Here is a 16,511-nt window from a genome sequence, read left to right as displayed (position 1 = left end):
CGGTGACGATCGTTCTGCTCGACCCTGTTCGTCCTACTCAGGTACCGGTGGACGCCGTCGAATTTCTGGGTGGCGCAGTGCAGTTCACCGAAGAGGTTCCGGTGAAGGTGCGCTGGTTGTTCTCCGGCACCGCCGCGCCCGACGACGTCGATGCCGTATTGGTGAGCACCGACCGGACCAATCCCGATGTACAGGACCGGATCGCCCGCGGCGAACGTGTCGTCGCGGCCGAAAAGCTTCCTGGCGACGACGTCATCGCGGCGGTCCAGCTGATGGACCGGTTGCGTAGCGTCGGCGGCTGGGAAGCGCAGCAGACTCATGAGTCGCTGCGCGGTTATCTTCTGGAAGAGACGTACGAGCTGCTCGATGCCATCGCCGCCGGCAACCTGGTCGACCTCCGTGAAGAGCTGGGAGACCTGTTGTTACAGGTGCTCTTTCACTCCCGGATCGCGCAGGATGCCGCGGAGGACCCCTTCGACGTCGATGACGTTGCCGCAGGTCTGGTGCGGAAGCTGACACATCGCAGCCCGCATCTGAGCCGAACCGACACCGGACCGATCGACATCGTCGAGCAGGAACGGATGTGGGAGGAGAAGAAGGCGTCGGAAAAGGCCAGGGGCTCCTGCCTGGACGGCATCGCGATGTCTCAGCCGTCACTTGCATTGGCGCAGAAAGTGATCGGACGCGCGAGCAAGGCGGGACTGCCCGATGAGCTCGTTCCGGACGGTCTACGCGTCGTGCATATCGGCGTCGATCACTCGAACGGCGGCGACAGTGCCGAGGACGCATTGCGACGTCGTGTGCTCGATTTCGCGGCTCTGATCCGTAATGCCGAGGCATCGGCCTGCAATGCGGGTGTCGCGCCGGGCGAGATGACTGCGTTGGACTGGATCGAGCACTGGGGTCTACGGGGCTGACCGAGTCGCGTTCTGCTTCCAGGCGCGCGAGGACAGCAGTCGCATCCCGTTCAGAGCGACGATGACCGTGGAGCTTTCGTGACCGGCCACGCCGATCGGTAGCGGTAGGGTGCCGATCAGATCCCAGGCCACCAACACCACGATGAACGTCGCCGCAATCGCCAGGTTCGCGACCACGATGCGGTGAGCTCGCCGCGAGAGCGCGATGACGGAAGCCAGGGCACCGAGGTCGTCGCGGATCAGGACGGCATCGGCAGTGTCGAGCGCGAGATCGGATCCTCGACGTCCCATGGCGACACCGATATCGGCCGTGGCCATCGACGGCGCGTCGTTGACGCCGTCGCCGACCAACAGCACTCGCTGTGGGACGCCGCTGCCGGGACGTTCGTTCTGCAGTTGTGTGACGGCCTCGGCCTTGTCCTGGGGCAGCAGCCCCGCGCGTACGTCGGCGATTCCGGCGCGCGCTGCCACTGCTCGAGCGACGCGGTCGTTGTCGCCGGTGAGGAGCACCGCTCGGGTGCCGACCAGCTCTTCGAGATCTGCGACCGTGGCGTCGGCGTCGGCGCGAACGATGTCGACGAGCCCGATCACTGCGATCGCTTCTCCGTCGAGGTGCACGATCACCGCCGTCATGCCCTCGGCTTCTCGAAGGGCGGCTGTGCGCTCGGCCGGAGCGTTCGTGTTGTGCTGTGCAGCTTCGGGTTTGGTGACCGTGACGGTGTGGCCGTCGACCGTTGCTCTGATTCCCATGCCGGGTGTGGAATCGAAGTGCGTTGCCGTGGTGATCGCGACGCCCCGGCTCGTGGCGTAGTCGACGACAGCGAGTCCTATCGGGTGCTCGCTTCCGTTCTCGGCCGCCGCTGCGAGCCGGAGCACTTCCTGCTCGCCCAGGGTTCCCAGAGTATCGATGCACTCCACTCGGGGTGTTCCCTCGGTGAGCGTTCCCGTCTTGTCGAACGCAACCGTGTCGATGGAGCGCAGTTGTTCCATGGCTACGGCAGACTTGACCAGTACGCCGTTCCTGCCCGCGGTTGCCATCGCGGCGAGTAGAGGTGGCATTGTCGCCAGGACCACCGCGCACGGCGACGCGACGATCATGAACGTCATCGCCCGCAGCAACGACGATTCGAGGTCGTTGCCGAGCAGCATCGGCAGCGCGAATATCGCTGCGGTACAGAGCACGACGGTCTTCGAGTAGTACTGCTCGACTTTTTCGATGAACAGTTGCTTCTCGGCCTTGGTCTCGGACGCATGCTCGACCATGGTGACGATGCGCGCGATGATCGTGTCGGACGGGTCGACGTCGATCCTGATCCGTAGTGCGCCGGTGCCGTTGATGGTCCCGGCGAACACCTCGTCGCCAACGGATTTGAAGACGGGTACCGATTCTCCTGTGATCGAGGCCTGATCGATGTCGGATGCACCGTCGACAATGGTGCCTTCACCCGAAATGCGTTCGCCGGGACGCACTGTCACGATGTCGCCCGGGCGTAGGTCGGATGCGTCGATCGTTCGTTCGTGGCCGGAGGTGTCGAGGACGGTCGCGGTCTCGGGTGCCAGATCGAGCAAACTCCGAATCGAGTCGGCGGTGCGTCTGGTGAGCACTGCTTCGAGGGCACCGGAGGTGGCGAATATGACGATCAGCAGTGCGCCGTCGAAATTCTGCCCGATTGCGGCGGCACCGAGTGCGGCGACGATCATCAGCAGGTCGACGTCGAGAGTTCGGTCCCGCAGCGCCCGGAGTCCTTCCAGCGCAGGCTCCCACCCACCCGTGGCGTAGCAGGCGAGGTAGAGCGCCCAGTACGTCCATGCCGGCGCGGCGACCAACTGCGCGACAAGTCCGAGGGCGAACAGTGTCGTCGCGGCCAGGGCCCATCTGACTTCGGCGATGTCGACGAGACGGGTGCGGCTCGCGCCGGCTGGGCGTCGCATGTCGGCCGGTGCCGGGGCGGTGCTGGTGGAGGTCATGCGGGCCTTCGTTCTGTCGGACAGGGCGAACCTCACCGTACAGGATTACATGAAGACCTTTACATGTGTACATAAACTATAGTTGTCGCATGGGACATGGAGTCGAGGGACGCAGCACGCCACCTGCGCAGCTCGATGCAGAATCGGCCGCCACGGTGGCCGCGACCCTCCAGGCTCTGGCCACACCGAGCCGACTGCGCATTCTGACGCAGCTTCGGCAGGGGCCGAGCGGGGTCAACGATTTGGCCGACGCCGTCGAAATGGAACAGTCGGCGGTATCGCATCAGCTCCGGTTGTTACGCGCCATGGGACTGGTCACCGGAACTCGCTCGGGCCGAAGCGTCATCTATCGCCTGTACGACAACCACGTCGCGATGTTGCTCGACGAGGCCGTCTATCACATCGAGCACCTCGGAATGTCGGCATCGGATTTCCCCTCCGACGCCGACTCCGCCTGAGTTGTTGTCACTCGCCCCAAATTCTCGCGCTGGGGGGCATTCCTCATCCCTCGGATTGGGATCAATGTGGGTTTCAGTCGGTCAGAGTGCAACAGAGTCGCATTGATCCGGTCCGGCTACCTGCGCCAGAACAAGTGATGGGTCATACCACTGCTACTGGGGATAACCTCGTGCTCGAATCTGTCGTTCAACTCGTCGGGTGAAACCCACAGCTTCAGGCCCGAGCCGAATTCGATGGGTGCGACGGCGATGTGCATGGTGTCGACCAGATCGGCGTCGAGGAATTCGCGGATACTTGTGACGCCACCGCCGAGTCGCACGTCCTTCCCGCCGGCTGCCTCCTTCGCCTGTTTCAGCACCTCGGCGGGCTCACCGTCAACGAAGTGAAACGTGGTGTCGGAGAGCGTGATCGACGGCCGTTCGTGGTGGGTGAGCACGAAGACGGGCGTGTGGAACGGCGGCTCGTCACCCCACCAGCCCTGCCACTCGTGATCGGCCCACGGTCCGCGTTGTGGTCCGAACTTGTGTCGGCCCATGATCTCGGCACCGATGTTGTGGGCGAAGTCGCGGGCGAAGTAGTCGTCGAGTCCGCGGCTACCGCGCGAGCCGGCGTTTCCAGGAAAGCTGGCGGTGGCGAAGTACCACCTCATCAGTGCCAGATGGTCGAGACCGAACGGGCTCTCGAAGCTCTGGTCCTCTCCCGCAGCGATACCGTCGCTCGAGACGGTGAAGTTCTGTACCCGAACCAGCTGACCCATATTCGCTCCCGATGTCGATGACGAAACGTACGACGGTGTAGACCGAACCGCGTGCACGAACTCACCGCCCGCTCCGCGTCAATGGACCCTTGCACCGCGCAGACGTATGTGCACCGCTCCCCAGAAGTTGGACTGAGTAATTCAGTTCCGACTACTGGGGAGCGTGTGTATGCGTGTACGAAGTTCACTTACCGAGGATCAGCGGGTCGCGGCGGTAGCGTTGTTCGAGGAGGGCCGGGGGTCGCGCTCGGTCGCCGCGCAGTTGGGTATCGGGTCGTGGGCGGTGAGGAGTCTTCACGACCGGTGGCGGGTTCGAGGCAGGAGCGCGTTGGTGGAGAAACCGGACCGGAAGAAGTTCTCGTTCGAGTTCAAACTTGCTGTGGTGCAACGCTTTCTTGCGGGTGAGAGCAAGGTCGAGTTGGCGCGTGAGTACGGTCTGTCGTCGGCGAAGATCATCGAACCGTGGGTGCGTGCGTACCGCCGCGACGGCGATGAGGGATTGCGTCCCAAGAGTGCGGGTCGACCGCCGAAACCGTCGACGGCAGATCCGGATGGGGCCAGCGAGCTCGACCGCCTCCGTGAGGAGAACGAGCGGTTGCGCACTCAGGTGGCGTACCTGGGAAGATTGCGGGCCTTGAGGGAACAGGGACGACGGTGAAGGTTCTCGCTGTCATCGCCCTCAAGGCGCAGTACCGTCTCGATATGCTGCTCGATGTCGCCGGCTTGGCCCGGTCGACGTTCTTCTATCGTCAAGCTCAGTTGCGTCGGCCCGACCCGAAGGCCGCGTTGAAAGCTGCGGTGACCAGCGCGTTCGAGAAGAACCATCGACGTTACGGCCATCGCCGTGTGCACCGAGTACTCGTCGATGCGGGGTGGCGGGTGGCGAAGAAGACGGTGTTAGCGGTGATGCGCGAGCTCGGGTTGGCGTGCCGTGTGCGGCGCCGTCGACGGTATGTCTCGTATCAGGGGCAGGTCGGGGCGGTCGCTGCGAACATCCTCGACCGCCAGTTCACGGCGGCGGCCCCGAATCAGAAGTGGGTCACCGATGTCACCGAGTTCCGGGTCGGGGAGGCGAAGTTGTATCTGTCTCCGGTGATGGACTCGTTCGATCGTCAGATCATCTCGTATTCGATCGGGCGGTCCCCGACGACGGAGTTCACCAACCGTTCCCTGCGGGCCGCGTTGGGCACCCTCGGTGAACAGGAGTGTCCAATTGTGCACTCGGATCAGGGATTTCACTACCAGCATCACTCGTGGCGGCGGCTGCTGGACGATGCGGGAGCGATCCAATCGATGTCCCGCAAGGCCAACTGCTACGACAACGCGATCATCGAGAACTTCTTCGGTCACCTCAAAGAAGAGATGTTTCATCACACCCGATACCTCGACCTCGGCGCCTTGCAGGCCGCGATCGAGGACTACATCGACTGGTTCAACAACGACCGAATCTCGCTACGCCTCGACGGCCTGAGCCCGGTGCGATACCGAGCTCAGGCCCTCGCGGCCTAGGATTTCCATTAACCGGTCCAACCCACGGGGTCCAGTGCAATGCAGTGCGCCATCGACGCAGACCAGGTTGCTGTGTGAATGAACCATTGCAGCGGTCAGACGTATGCAAGGGTCCATTGACGCACCGTGGGAACCGACCTACTCGAACAGGGTCGAACCCCAGTAGTCGGAATCTCCGACGCCTGGTGGGCATGCGAATAGCGCAGACCCCACGTGTTGGATGTATTCGTTGAGTGCGTCCTTGCGGGAGAGCGCGAGTTGCATCGGGACGAATTGGGTCAGGGGATCGCGGCAGTAGGCGATGAAGAACAGTCCGGCGTCGAGGTGTCCGAAGCCGTCGGATCCGTCGGTGAAGTTGTAGCCCCGCCGCAGGATCTGGATGCCGCCGAGGTTTTCCTTCGACGCCAGACGCACGTGCGCGGTCTTGTCGATGAAGGTGCCCTCGGGGCCCTGTGACTCGAAATCGAGCGCGTCGAATTCGTCTTTCTGGCCGAGCGGTGCGCCGGTTCCCTTGCTGCGCCCGATCACTCGCTCTTGTTCCTTCAGCGTGGTGCGGTCCCACGATTCGATGAGCATGCGGATCCGACGCGCCACGAGGTAGGAGCCGCCTGCCATCCATTCCTGATCGTCGTCGGATGCAACCCAGACGTTCTCGTCCAGCAACGACGGGTCCTCGGCCTTGAGGTTCGCCGTTCCGTCCTTGAACCCGAACAGGTTTCGCGGCGTTGCCTGGGTCGTCGACGTGGACGAGGTGCGCCCGAAGCCGAGTTGGGACCACTTGACCGACACGGTGCCGAAGCCGACGCGGGCGAGGTTGCGAATGGCGTGCACGGCAACCTGAGGGTCGTTTGCACAGGCCTGGATGCAGAGGTCGCCACCCGAGCGGCGCGGGTCGAGGTTGTCGGCCGGAAAGTGTTGCAGATCGGCAAGCGACGCAGGCCTTTTCGATGCCAGATCGAATCGGTCGAACAGTGCCGGACCGAATCCGATCGTCAATGTCAGCGACGATGCCGTCAGACCCAGAGCCTCTCCGGTGTCTGTGGGCGGGTTGTATTCGCCGCCGTCGACTGCTCCGCCGTCGAACGTTTCCTCACCCTTGGTGAGGCGCTCGGCCATCAGGGTCCACTTCTTCAGCAGCGCAACGAACTCGTCGCGGGAGTCGGTCGTGACGTCGAACGCGACGAAGTGCATACGGTCCTGCGCCGGGGTGACGATGCCGGCCTGATGGTCGCCGCGGAAGTCGACGACGTCCGATGTCGGCACCTCGGCTCCCGAGGCCGTCGCGTGTCCTGCGATGGCCCCGACTCCGACGAGTGCAGCCCCGGTCCCGACGGCACCGAACAGGCGCCGCCGGGAGAATTGTCCAGTCTTATTGTCCGGCAACGACACCCTGCACCTGGCTCACTTCGGCGGACAGTGCGTCGATCTTGTTCGACAGTTCCTGTCGCTGCGGTTCGGTCACGGTGTCGTAGAAGACGAAGCCGTCGCCGCTGCGGTACTTGGCGAGTTCGGCGTCGAGTTCTGCGAATCGGGCGTCGATCGCGGTGCCGAGTGCGGCGTTGCGCTCGTCGAGGATGGGGCGCACTGCCGCGATGGCCGCCTGCGAGCCGTCGACGTTGGCCTGGAAGTCCCACAGGTCGGTGTGCGAGAAGAAGTCCTCTTCACCGCTGATCTTGGTCTTGGCGACCTCGTCGAGCAATCCCTGTGCGCCACCGGCGACCTGGACGGGGTCGATGGTGAAGTCGTCGGCCTTGATCTTGTCTGCGAGTTCGGTGATGTCGGCCTCGAGCTGATCGGCCATCGCATTGGTGTCGGGCTGCAGCCCCTGCGTCCACAGATCTTTCTCGATGCGGTGGAAGCCGGTCCACTCCGCGCCGGGCTCGACGTCGGGCTCGCGCAGGTCGATGCGCGGATCGAGATCGTCCGGGAAGCTCTCGGCGACCGGCTCGATACGCTCGTAATAGCTACGCGCGATGGGGAACTGGGCCTTGGCTGCGGCGACGTCGCCGCTCTTGACCGCGGTGACGAACGACGTCGTGGTCTCCTGCAACGCGTCGATCTGGCTGACGACGTAGCGCTTGTAGCCGTCGGCTGCCTCGGTGAGCAAGCCGTCCTCGTCCGTGTTCCGGACCGAATCGCCGGTCACGACGTAGTCGGCTCGGATGCCGTCGCCCACCATGCCTGCCTTGCACGCGGTTTGGTACGTGCCGGGATCGGGCAGCGCGACGATGAGCTGACGCGTCAGGCCCGGTCCGATGTTCTCGACCTCGCCCATGACGCGGTCACCCTCGCCGTAGACGTAGAACTCGGTGACCTTGCTGCCGTTGTTGGTGATCTGGAACGTGGAGTTTCCGGTGGTGCCCTCGGTTGCACCGACGTCGCAGGACGAGTCGGTCGCGGTGACGGCGATATCGCCCGATGCGGCCTCGGTGGAGGACTTCTCGGTGCACCCGGCCAGGGCTATCGGTAGAACCGCGACAGCGGCCAGAGCGTAGGTGGTACGACGCATGGTGGTGATGCCTTTCAGGAGTTCTGAAGTACAGGCTCGGGAGCCGCGGGAACGCGGACCGGGCGGAGGAAGAGGAACAACACGACGACGATGTACAGCACCCACGCGATCGCTTGGAAGACAGTGGGTTCGGGGCGGAAGTTGAAGATGCCGGCGAGCACGGTGCCGTACCAGCTCGAGGAATCGAAGTGTGCGGTGATGTCGAAGGCGACTGCGCTGCCACCCGGGAGAACTCCGCCGATCTGCAGGGCGCGAATGCCGTACGCGAGAATGCCCGCAGCGACGACGATGAGGAAGATTCCCGTGTACTTGAAGAACACGGCGAAGTTGATACGCACCGCGCCGAAGTAGAGGAAAACCGTCAGTACCGCAGCGACGAGGATTCCGATGAGCAGTCCGAGCAGTGGCCACAGGCTGCCGTTGGTGTTCTCGGCGTACCCGACCATGAGCAGGGCCGTCTCGACGCCCTCACGGCCGACGGCGAAGAAGGACAGCGTCAGCACTGCAGCCGGCCCGACGGTGAGTGCTTTCTCCATGTTCGTCCGCAGCTCGCCGGAGATGTTCTTGGCGGCGGTGCGCATCCACAGGACCATGGCCGTGACGATGACGACGGCGACCAGCGAGGCCGCTCCGGCGATGATCTCGGCCGTCAGTCCGGTGACGGTCGACGTGCCGTAATGGATCACGAAGAAGATCGCCGCAACCATGGCGACGGCGAGGCCCACACCCAGCCACACCCATTTCAGTGCGTCGCGTCGGTCGGCCTTGACGAGAAACGCGACGAGGATCATCACCACGATGCCGGTCTCGAGACCCTCACGAACACCGATCAGACCGCTGCCGAACATCTGGGTGGCGATCGACGGCGCAGATCCTGCGGCAGCCAGTACGGACACGGATGGTGCTCCTGTTGTGCATCGAACATTGGTACGCCTTGCCTCGCGAAGGGTAGGCGACCCTCATGCGTGAAGGTTGACAGAAACATACACCCTGCATCCCGGGCGGAATACCTGGAGAGCAGGGGTTTTATCGGCCTTTAGCTTTCTATTACCTTTCGTGTGCAGGATGGTGAGGTGATCTCACGAATGTGCGTGCTCGCCACCGCCTCGGTCCTTCTCGCCGTCACGGCGTGCAGTGCGGGGGAGCCCGAGCGCGAGATCCCGGCGGGAATCCCGCCCGGCCCAGGAACCGAGGTGCCGATCATCGACTTCAATGCGCCCGGCCGAACGGCCGATCTGCTAATTGCCTGGGCAGAGCCGCAGACCGATGCGCTCGGTATCTCGGTGACCGCACTCGCGTCGTACGGGCACGCTGCCGCGATCATGGCCGAGACCGACGCGGACTGCGGCATCGCCTGGACGACACTGGCCGGGATCGGTTACATCGAGAGTCGGCACGGCACCTACCAGGGATCTTCCGTGCAACCCGACGGACTCGTCGCACCGCCGATTCGCGGAATCCCACTCGACGGCGGCCCGGGCGTCGCCGAGATCCCGGACACCGACGGCGGATCGATGGACGGCGATGCCGAGTTCGATCGTGCGATGGGACCCATGCAGTTCATCCCCGAGACGTGGAAGAAATGGGGTGTCGACGCCAACGGCGACGGCATCGCGGATCCGGACAACATCGACGACGCCGCACTGACGGCCGCGCGTTATCTCTGCGCTCGCGGCGGTGATCTGCGGACGGCACAGGGCTGGGAGACGGCGTTGATGGCGTACAACCTCTCGGGCCAGTATTTGCGCGACGTGCGAGATCGAGCGGCTGCGTACTCGGTGGGCACCAGGCCGTAGAAGTCCGTGCATCGCGGGCTGGGTCGCGGGAGTGGAGCCTGCGGAACGACCCGACTAGGGGAGAGCGGCTAGTCTTGCACCCGGCACAGTCCGCCGGTCCCCGTTACTAGGAGAAGCATTCGTGGCCATCATTGAGCAGGTCGGAGCTCGCGAGATCCTCGATTCCCGTGGCAACCCCACGGTTGAGGTCGAGGTCGCATTGGACGACGGGACGTTGACCCGCGCAGCCGTCCCCTCCGGCGCATCCACCGGTGAGCACGAGGCCGTCGAGCTTCGTGACGGCGGAGACCGCTACGGCGGCAAGGGCGTCGAGAAGGCTGTCAACGCGGTGCTCGACGAGATCGCACCGGCGGTCATCGGTCTCGACGCCATCGAGCAGCGCACCGTCGATCAGGCTCTCCTCGACCTCGACGGCACTCCCGACAAGTCCCGCCTCGGCGCGAACTCCCTGCTGGGTGTCTCGCTCGCCGTCGCCAAGGCTGCTGCTGAGTCCACCGGACTCGAGCTCTTCCGCTACCTGGGCGGCCCGAACGCCCACATCCTGCCGGTCCCGATGATGAACATCATCAACGGTGGCGCACACGCAGACAGCGGCGTCGACGTGCAGGAATTCATGATCGCGCCGATCGGTGCCCCCACGTTCAAGGAGTCGCTGCGCTGGGGTGCCGAGGTTTACCACGCACTCAAGTCCGTGCTCAAGGCCAAGGGCCTGTCCACCGGACTCGGCGACGAGGGCGGCTTCGCTCCCGATCTCGCCGGCACCAAGGCAGCTCTCGACCTGATCCTCGAGGCCATCGGCAAGACCGGCCTCAAGCCCGGCCAGGATGTCGCGCTCGCCCTCGACGTGGCAGCCACCGAGTTCTACACCGCCGGCACCGGCTACGCCTTCGAGCGTGAGACCAAGTCCGCCGAGCAGATGTCGGCCTTCTACGGCGAGCTCGTCGACGCCTACCCGCTGGTCTCCATCGAGGATCCGCTCGACGAGAACGACTGGGACGGCTGGGTCGCACTCACCGAATCGATCGGCGACAAGGTTCAGCTCGTCGGCGACGACCTGTTCGTCACCAACCCCGAGCGTCTCGAAGACGGCATCGTCAAGGGTGCGGCCAACGCGCTGCTGGTCAAGGTCAACCAGATCGGCACGCTGACCGAGACCCTCGATGCAGTGGATCTGGCGCACCGCAACGGCTACAAGACGATGATGAGCCACCGTTCCGGCGAAACCGAGGACACCACCATCGCTGACCTGGCAGTTGCCGTCGGCAGCGGGCAGATCAAGACCGGTGCTCCCGCCCGAAGCGAGCGCGTCGCCAAGTACAACCAGTTGCTGCGAATCGAAGAAGCTCTGGGTGACGCGGCGCGTTACGCGGGCGAGCTGGCTTTCCCCCGGTTCAATTACGAGGGCTGAGTCAACCGATACGTATGCACGAAGTGGAGAGTGAATGATGGCACGACGCGGGAGGTCCGGGACCAGTCCAGGTGGACGTGATCCCCGACCCCGCGGCCGTCCTTCTTCTTCTGGTCGCTCGAAGCCGACCGGGGGTGCGTCTCGCGACGAGACCGCCTCCGGCCGGCCTGCCACTCCACCGGAGCCGTCGGACCAGGCGCGTGACGCCGTGGTGGGTGGCAAAGCTGCTCCGAGGCGCGTCGGGGTTCGTAGGCCCAAGATGCCCGAGCGCACGTTCTTCGGACTGTCCACCGGACGCGCGGTCATTCTCGGTGTCGTGGTGTGCGCGTTGGCACTGACGTTGGCCGTGCCGCTCAGGACCTATTTCTCCCAGCGCGGTGAGCTCGAGTCCGTGTTGGCCGAGCGTCAGACCCTGCAGGACGAGGTCGACGCGCTCCAGACCCAGAAATCTCAGCTCAACGAACCGTCCCGCATCGCCGCCGATGCTCGCGAGCGGCTGCGTTTCGTGATGCCGGGGGAGACGCCCTATCAGGTGCAGCTCCCCGGCGACTACTCGCCGAGCTCCAAGGATCTCGAGGTGGACAACACCCCGACCGGGCCGTGGTACACCGACCTGTGGAACACCGCGGTACAGCCGCAGGGATCGAACGAGCCGTCGGAGCCCACGTCCGCGCCCATGCCCGTCGTACAGCCAGAACCCGCTCCGGCCCCGCCGGTGCCAGAACCAGAAGGGGGACCCGTCGGGTGAATTCCTCGGCAGTCTCGCAGGAAGATCTCGATGCGGTCGCATCGCAGCTCGGACGTGAACCGCGTGGCGTACTGGAGATCGCATATCGATCTCCGGACGGCAGGCCGGGTGTGGTGAAAACTGCCCCCAAGCTGCCCGACGGTACGCCTTTTCCCACCCTGTTCTATTTGACCGACCCCCGGCTGACGGCAGAGGCCAGTCGGCAGGAATCGGCCGGTGTGATGCGTGAGATGACCGAACGTCTCGGCACCGATCCCGAATTGGCTGCCGCCTACCTGCGCGCGCATCAGTCGTATCTGGCCGAACGTGACGAGATTGAATCTCTCGGAACGGATTTCACCGGTGGTGGCATGCCCGATCGGGTCAAATGCTTGCACGTGCTGATCGCCCATTCGTTGGCCAAGGGCCCGGGCGTCAACCCGCTGGGTGACGAGTCGGTGGCCCTTGCCGCCGAGAACTCGTTGCGTGGCAAGGCCATTCCGGCCGATTGGCCGACCATCGAAGAACTACGTGCGGAGAAATCATGACCAGGGTTGCAGCAATAGATTGCGGCACCAACTCGATCCGCCTGCTCGTCGCCGACAACAACGGGAAGTCCCTCGCCGATGTCGCCCGCGAGATGCGGATAGTGCGACTCGGTCAGGGAGTCGACGCAACGGGAGCGTTCGTGCCCGAGGCCATCGAACGCACCCGCGTGGCATTGGTCGAGTACGCGGAGATCATTCGTAAGACGGGTGCTACCGCAGTGCGGATGGTTGCCACCTCTGCCACCCGGGATGCGTCGAACCGCGAGGACTTCTTCTCGATGGTGCGCGAGGTGCTCGGCAAGGTCATTCCCGGTGCCGAGGCCGAGGTGATCACCGGAGACGAAGAAGCACGGCTGTCCTTCGCCGGTGCGGTCGGTGAACTCGATTCTGCCGCAGGGCCTTTCCTGGTCGTCGATCTGGGTGGCGGTTCCACCGAGCTCGTACTGGGCGACGCCAAAGGCGTGAAAGCGGCGTTCTCGGCGAACATCGGCTGCGTCCGTCTGACCGAACGATTCCTGCATTCGGACCCTCCCACCGAAGACGAGATCAACGGTGCGCGTGAGTACGCCCGCGAGAAGTTGGCGGAGGCATTCGAGGAAGTCTCGATCGGCGACGCGTCGAGCTGGGTCGGTGTGGCCGGCACGATGACGACCATCGCGGCCATCGCCAAAGAACTACCCGAGTACGACGCGGAGGCGGTGCATCTGTCGCGCGTGCCGTTCGATCAGCTCTTCGAGGTGTGCGAGCGACTCATCGGCATGACCCACACGCAGCGAAGTGCGTTGGGGCCCATGCACCCCGGACGGGTCGACGTCATCGGCGGCGGAGCGATCGTGTGCAGCGTGCTGGCCGAAGAGTTCGAGCGACGCGGGGCCGTCAGCTCGTTGACGGTCAGTGAGCACGACATCCTCGACGGCATCGCGATGTCGATCAAGATCTGATCTGCAATTCTGCAGACCTGGTCTGCGGCGATGTAGGTTGCATCGCTTCGTGTTTCGGTGAAGCCTGATAGGCGCTGTGGCTTACGTCACTGCTCCCGACGAGGCTAGGACCACCGATGACGACACCCGCCCAGCAGGCGCCGGCCGAGAAAGGTCTGGCGCGCGTAGCGCAAGCACTCGCCAAGGGAACCGAGAAGTGGTTCCCCGACGCGTACATCTTCGCCCTTGTCGGCGTGGTGGTCGTTGCCGTCGCTGCATTCGCGAACGGTTCGTCGCCGCAGAATGTGGTCGACGCGTTCGGTAACGGATTCTGGGATCTGACGGCCTTCACGCTGCAGATGGCGATGGTCGTGCTCACGGGGTACGTCGTGGCCACCTCTCCACCGGTCGCCAGATTGATCACCCGGCTGGCGCGGGTGCCGAAGAGCTCCAGTAGCGCCGTCAGTTTCGTTGCGCTGCTGTCCTGTTCGGTGTCGTTCCTCAACTGGGGCCTGAGTCTGGTGTTCGCCGGGCTGCTGGCCCGAGCCATCGCGCGCCGTGACGATCTGCGCACGGACTACCGGGCACTCGGGGCTGCGGCATTCATGGGACTCGGAGCGGTGTGGGCCCTCGGAATGTCGTCCTCGGCTGCGCAGTTGCAGGCGACAGCGAAATCGCTACCGGCGACACTGCTTTCGGTCACCGGAGTGCTCGATTTCGGAACCACAATTTTCACGTGGCAGTCGTTGCTGATGTGCGCGATCATCATCGTGTTGACGGTCGTCATCGCACACGTGTCCGCTCCCAAGGGTGCAGCGATCAAGACTGCCGCTGATATGGACGTCGATCTCGACGACACCGTAGCCGAACCGGTGCCGCGCACCAGGCCGGGTGAGTGGCTCGAGTACAGCCGCATCCTCCCACTGTTCGCGGGCGCTATGACGCTGGGATGGCTTGTCTCGCAGTTGTTGACGCTGCCGGTGCTGTCGGTGGTCAGCAGTCTGAACGGCTATCTCTTGGTGTTCCTGATGCTCGGGCTCGTGCTGCACGGCACGCCGCGCCGTTTCCTCGATTCGGTCAGCAAGGCAGTTCCGGCTACCGCAGGCATCCTGGTGCAGTTTCCGCTGTACGCCGCGATGGCGGCCATGCTGACCAAGGCAGAGGGTAGGGGAGGTGTCACGGTCTCCGAGCACCTCGCGAATTTCTTCACCGATATCGGCAGCGGCGGCGGATTCGCCGTGGTCATCGCGGTGTACACCGTCGTGCTCGGTCTGTTCGTTCCGTCCGGCGGCGGCAAGTGGCTCGTCGAAGCGCCGTACGTCATGCAGTCGGCCACCGATGTGCAGATGAACCTCGGCTGGACCGTCCAGATCTACAACGTCGCCGAGGCGCTGCCGAACCTGATCAACCCGTTTTTCATGCTGCCCTTGCTGGCGGTGCTCGGCCTGCGAGCGCGGGACTTGATCGGATTCACGTTCCTGCAGTTCATCTTCCACTTCCCGGTGGTCCTGCTGCTCGTCTGGCTCCTCGGCATGACCTTCGACTTCGTGCCGCCGGTCATCCCGGCGCAATAGCAGCCCGATATGATCGTCACCGCTGGAGCGAACCTCCGGCGGTGGCCCCTATAGCCCAATTGGCAGAGGCAGCGGACTTAAAATTCGCACAGTGTCGGTTCGAGTCCGACTGGGGGCACCAGAGTCCATATGGATCCAGATTTCGGGACCAGGACAGTGCTTTTCGGGTGGTAGCGTGGACTTCGGCGGCCTACCACGGATTTGAGTGGACAACTGAGGCAGCGGATTTCAGATCCGCGCGGGCGGTACGTCCTTCGTCGTCGCGTCTGCGCGTTCGTGCAGCTCAGGGCCGGTTTTCGGGTTGGACGGTCGTCTCTGCGGGTGGCTCGCTGTCACGAGGCTGTCACAACTCGATCGGTTTGATTCACTTGTCCGGTTCCGTAGTCGTTACCATTTGACCTACGGCACGGGACCTCCGCAGTTTGGTGAGCCGCGATGGTTTAGATCTGTTGCTGTGTGCGCTGCCTCCGATACTTGCGTTGTCGGTACTAGCGAGCGCGCGACGCAGCCGCAAACGCGAGGACACTCGGGGACGCGGGAGCAGCTCGATGTCGTTTCGCCGCTCGTGTACTCCGATGGCCACGAATGATGCTGCGATGACCGAGGTCAGCGCCGGAATGCCAGTCCAAAATGCTGTCATCACCAAAGGTGTCACGCCATCCGTCTGCTGCGATTCGGCCCTCACGTACACGGCGACTCCTGCAGCCAACCCAACCGACAATGCGGTAGTGCCCGGCACGAGGTCTCGTACGAACCAACGCCAGGATGGACCGGGCCGACGCTCTCGGTAGAAATCGTGAAAACCCAAAAGTCGTTGACAATGGTTGATCTCACCCCGGTTATAGAACGCACGAGCAGTGCGCGCTCTTTGATAGAGCGAGTGTTCGTAGTTTCGAAACACCTGCGAGATAAACAACCATCCCGCGATTACCATGAAGAACGCGGGGACATCACCTCCGAACACTTCGTATGCGAACGTGTTCAGCTCAAAAGGTTGCCCGCTCTCCACGTACTTGCCCAGGTAGAACCCACTCTGACCAAACAGGGCGGCGGTAATAATCCATATCAGCCAGGGCCATACGAACGGCCATGCGCCGTGCGTTTGACGAGCAACTATAGCGGCGACAGTCGCGCGGTGTAGCCGAACGATCGCCGTCGCGTGACTCTCGTGGGGATCGAGAGAGGCTTTGATCTCACGCAGGGTTTCTTCGCGGCGTCTGAGGGTCGCGCTCCTGGTGTTGGACAAGCCGAGTGCTACCAAAGCTGTTAATCCAACCAGCAGTGGCCCGAACGTCACGAGATTGCTGAACATGCGTTCCATACTTCCGGTTGCAATCCGCAACGGTAGAGTCGGTTCGGTTATACAGCCCGGTGCAGCCTGCAACTTTTGGACTGGAGTGCAGATAGTCGTACGCGACG

The 16,511-nt window shown here is 63.8% G+C and carries 16 protein-coding genes and 1 tRNA gene; 11 read left to right on the top strand and 6 right to left on the bottom strand.

Translation table 11 applies throughout. The features are described from left to right. Positions 1-2: 2 nt before the first annotated feature. Positions 3-917, top strand: a complete 915-nt coding sequence (locus E4P29_RS24825; RefSeq protein WP_135047774.1) for a MazG family protein — start codon at positions 3-5, stop codon at positions 915-917. Here the strand turns inward: E4P29_RS24825 and E4P29_RS24820 are convergent. After that, positions 906-2,849 carry a heavy metal translocating P-type ATPase gene (locus tag E4P29_RS24820; protein WP_245154486.1) on the bottom strand — a complete coding sequence of 648 codons (1,944 nt, stop codon included), beginning with the start codon at positions 2,847-2,849 and terminating at the stop codon, positions 906-908. The two genes, E4P29_RS24825 and E4P29_RS24820, sit on opposite strands and share 12 nt — an antisense overlap. 125 nt (positions 2,850-2,974) lie before the next feature. Between E4P29_RS24820 and E4P29_RS24815 the strand changes: the two genes are divergently transcribed. Beyond that, entirely contained in the window at positions 2,975-3,343 is a 369-nt protein-coding gene (locus tag E4P29_RS24815) for a metalloregulator ArsR/SmtB family transcription factor (RefSeq protein WP_027496107.1), read from the top strand. A 116-nt stretch (positions 3,344-3,459) separates the two neighbouring features. Here E4P29_RS24815 and E4P29_RS24810 read toward each other — a convergent pair whose 3' ends face one another. Then, a complete protein-coding gene (locus tag E4P29_RS24810; RefSeq protein ID WP_135047770.1) occupies positions 3,460-4,101 on the bottom strand; it encodes a dihydrofolate reductase family protein in 642 nt (213 codons plus the stop codon). A 169-nt stretch (positions 4,102-4,270) separates the two neighbouring features. Here E4P29_RS24810 and E4P29_RS26485 point away from each other — a divergent pair, with 169 nt between their 5' ends. Continuing rightward, the gene (locus E4P29_RS26485) at positions 4,271-4,759 is read left to right on the top strand and encodes a transposase (protein ID WP_245154483.1); all 489 of its coding nucleotides are present in this window, start codon (positions 4,271-4,273) and stop codon (positions 4,757-4,759) included. Then, positions 4,756-5,610 (top strand): IS3 family transposase, encoded by an 855-nt coding sequence (locus E4P29_RS26480; protein ID WP_245154482.1) that lies wholly within the window; start codon positions 4,756-4,758, stop codon positions 5,608-5,610. The genes E4P29_RS26485 and E4P29_RS26480 overlap by 4 nt, the downstream gene beginning before the upstream one ends. 138 nt (positions 5,611-5,748) lie before the next feature. Here E4P29_RS26480 and efeB read toward each other — a convergent pair whose 3' ends face one another. Genes efeB through efeU form a run of 3 tightly spaced genes read right to left on the bottom strand, consistent with a single transcriptional unit; the run spans position 5,749 to position 9,015 of the window. Then, positions 5,749-6,999 carry an iron uptake transporter deferrochelatase/peroxidase subunit gene (gene efeB, locus E4P29_RS24800; RefSeq protein ID WP_135047768.1) on the bottom strand — a complete coding sequence of 417 codons (1,251 nt, stop codon included), beginning with the start codon at positions 6,997-6,999 and terminating at the stop codon, positions 5,749-5,751. Continuing rightward, complete coding sequence (gene efeO / locus E4P29_RS24795) at positions 6,980-8,119, bottom strand: iron uptake system protein EfeO (protein ID WP_135047766.1); 1,140 nt, start codon at positions 8,117-8,119, stop codon at positions 6,980-6,982. The genes efeB and efeO overlap by 20 nt, the downstream gene beginning before the upstream one ends. A gap of 14 nt (positions 8,120-8,133) precedes the next feature. Further along, entirely contained in the window at positions 8,134-9,015 is an 882-nt protein-coding gene (gene efeU / locus E4P29_RS24790; RefSeq protein ID WP_135047764.1) for an iron uptake transporter permease EfeU, read from the bottom strand. Positions 9,016-9,192: 177 nt separating this feature from the next. On the opposite strand from efeU, the gene E4P29_RS24785 reads away from it, so the two are divergent. The 7 genes from E4P29_RS24785 to E4P29_RS24755 all read left to right on the top strand — a co-directional run bounded on the left by E4P29_RS24785 (position 9,193) and on the right by E4P29_RS24755 (position 15,213). Then, entirely contained in the window at positions 9,193-9,915 is a 723-nt protein-coding gene (locus E4P29_RS24785; RefSeq protein ID WP_245154481.1) for a lytic murein transglycosylase, read from the top strand. Between the two features lie 121 nt (positions 9,916-10,036). Beyond that, the gene (gene eno, locus E4P29_RS24780; RefSeq protein ID WP_135047762.1) at positions 10,037-11,323 is read left to right on the top strand and encodes a phosphopyruvate hydratase; all 1,287 of its coding nucleotides are present in this window, start codon (positions 10,037-10,039) and stop codon (positions 11,321-11,323) included. Between the two features lie 259 nt (positions 11,324-11,582). Further along, positions 11,583-12,071 (top strand): septum formation initiator family protein, encoded by a 489-nt coding sequence (locus tag E4P29_RS24775; protein WP_245154480.1) that lies wholly within the window; start codon positions 11,583-11,585, stop codon positions 12,069-12,071. Beyond that, positions 12,068-12,598, top strand: coding sequence for a DUF501 domain-containing protein (locus E4P29_RS24770; protein WP_032404265.1), 531 nt, complete (start codon positions 12,068-12,070; stop codon positions 12,596-12,598). The genes E4P29_RS24775 and E4P29_RS24770 overlap by 4 nt, the downstream gene beginning before the upstream one ends. Next, on the top strand, positions 12,595-13,539 hold the full coding sequence (locus E4P29_RS24765; RefSeq protein WP_135047758.1) for a Ppx/GppA phosphatase family protein: 945 nt from the start codon (positions 12,595-12,597) through the stop codon (positions 13,537-13,539). The genes E4P29_RS24770 and E4P29_RS24765 overlap by 4 nt, the downstream gene beginning before the upstream one ends. A 116-nt stretch (positions 13,540-13,655) precedes the next feature. Continuing rightward, positions 13,656-15,092 carry a TIGR00366 family protein gene (locus E4P29_RS24760; protein ID WP_135047756.1) on the top strand — a complete coding sequence of 479 codons (1,437 nt, stop codon included), beginning with the start codon at positions 13,656-13,658 and terminating at the stop codon, positions 15,090-15,092. A 44-nt stretch (positions 15,093-15,136) separates the two neighbouring features. Beyond that, positions 15,137-15,213, top strand: a tRNA-Leu gene (locus E4P29_RS24755). 243 nt (positions 15,214-15,456) lie between these two features. Here E4P29_RS24755 and E4P29_RS24750 read toward each other — a convergent pair. Further along, positions 15,457-16,404: a hypothetical protein gene (locus E4P29_RS24750; RefSeq protein ID WP_135047754.1), complete on the bottom strand. Its 948-nt coding sequence runs from the start codon at positions 16,402-16,404 to the stop codon at positions 15,457-15,459. Positions 16,405-16,511: the final 107 nt, after the last annotated feature.

The organism is Rhodococcus sp. 1R11 (assembly GCF_004563845.1).
Lineage (GTDB): Bacteria > Actinomycetota > Actinomycetes > Mycobacteriales > Mycobacteriaceae > Rhodococcoides.
The sequence above is the reverse complement of the archived record's forward strand: the minus strand, read 5'-3'. Positions and strand labels throughout refer to the sequence as shown.

What these genes read in the sequence shown, in the direction of transcription:
- E4P29_RS24765 (WP_135047758.1), top strand. Translation starts at nt 12,595, where the DNA reads ATGACCAGGGTTGCAGCAATAGATTGCGGCACCAACTCGATCCGCCTG.
- E4P29_RS24750 (WP_135047754.1), bottom strand. Translation starts at nt 16,404, where the DNA reads ATGTTCAGCAATCTCGTGACGTTCGGGCCACTGCTGGTTGGATTAACA.
- efeO (WP_135047766.1), bottom strand. Translation starts at nt 8,119, where the DNA reads ATGCGTCGTACCACCTACGCTCTGGCCGCTGTCGCGGTTCTACCGATA.
- E4P29_RS24760 (WP_135047756.1), top strand. Translation starts at nt 13,656, where the DNA reads ATGACGACACCCGCCCAGCAGGCGCCGGCCGAGAAAGGTCTGGCGCGC.
- E4P29_RS24815 (WP_027496107.1), top strand. Translation starts at nt 2,975, where the DNA reads ATGGGACATGGAGTCGAGGGACGCAGCACGCCACCTGCGCAGCTCGAT.
- E4P29_RS26485 (WP_245154483.1), top strand. Translation starts at nt 4,271, where the DNA reads ATGCGTGTACGAAGTTCACTTACCGAGGATCAGCGGGTCGCGGCGGTA.
- E4P29_RS24810 (WP_135047770.1), bottom strand. Translation starts at nt 4,101, where the DNA reads ATGGGTCAGCTGGTTCGGGTACAGAACTTCACCGTCTCGAGCGACGGT.
- E4P29_RS24820 (WP_245154486.1), bottom strand. Translation starts at nt 2,849, where the DNA reads ATGCGACGCCCAGCCGGCGCGAGCCGCACCCGTCTCGTCGACATCGCC.
- E4P29_RS24775 (WP_245154480.1), top strand. Translation starts at nt 11,583, where the DNA reads ATGCCCGAGCGCACGTTCTTCGGACTGTCCACCGGACGCGCGGTCATT.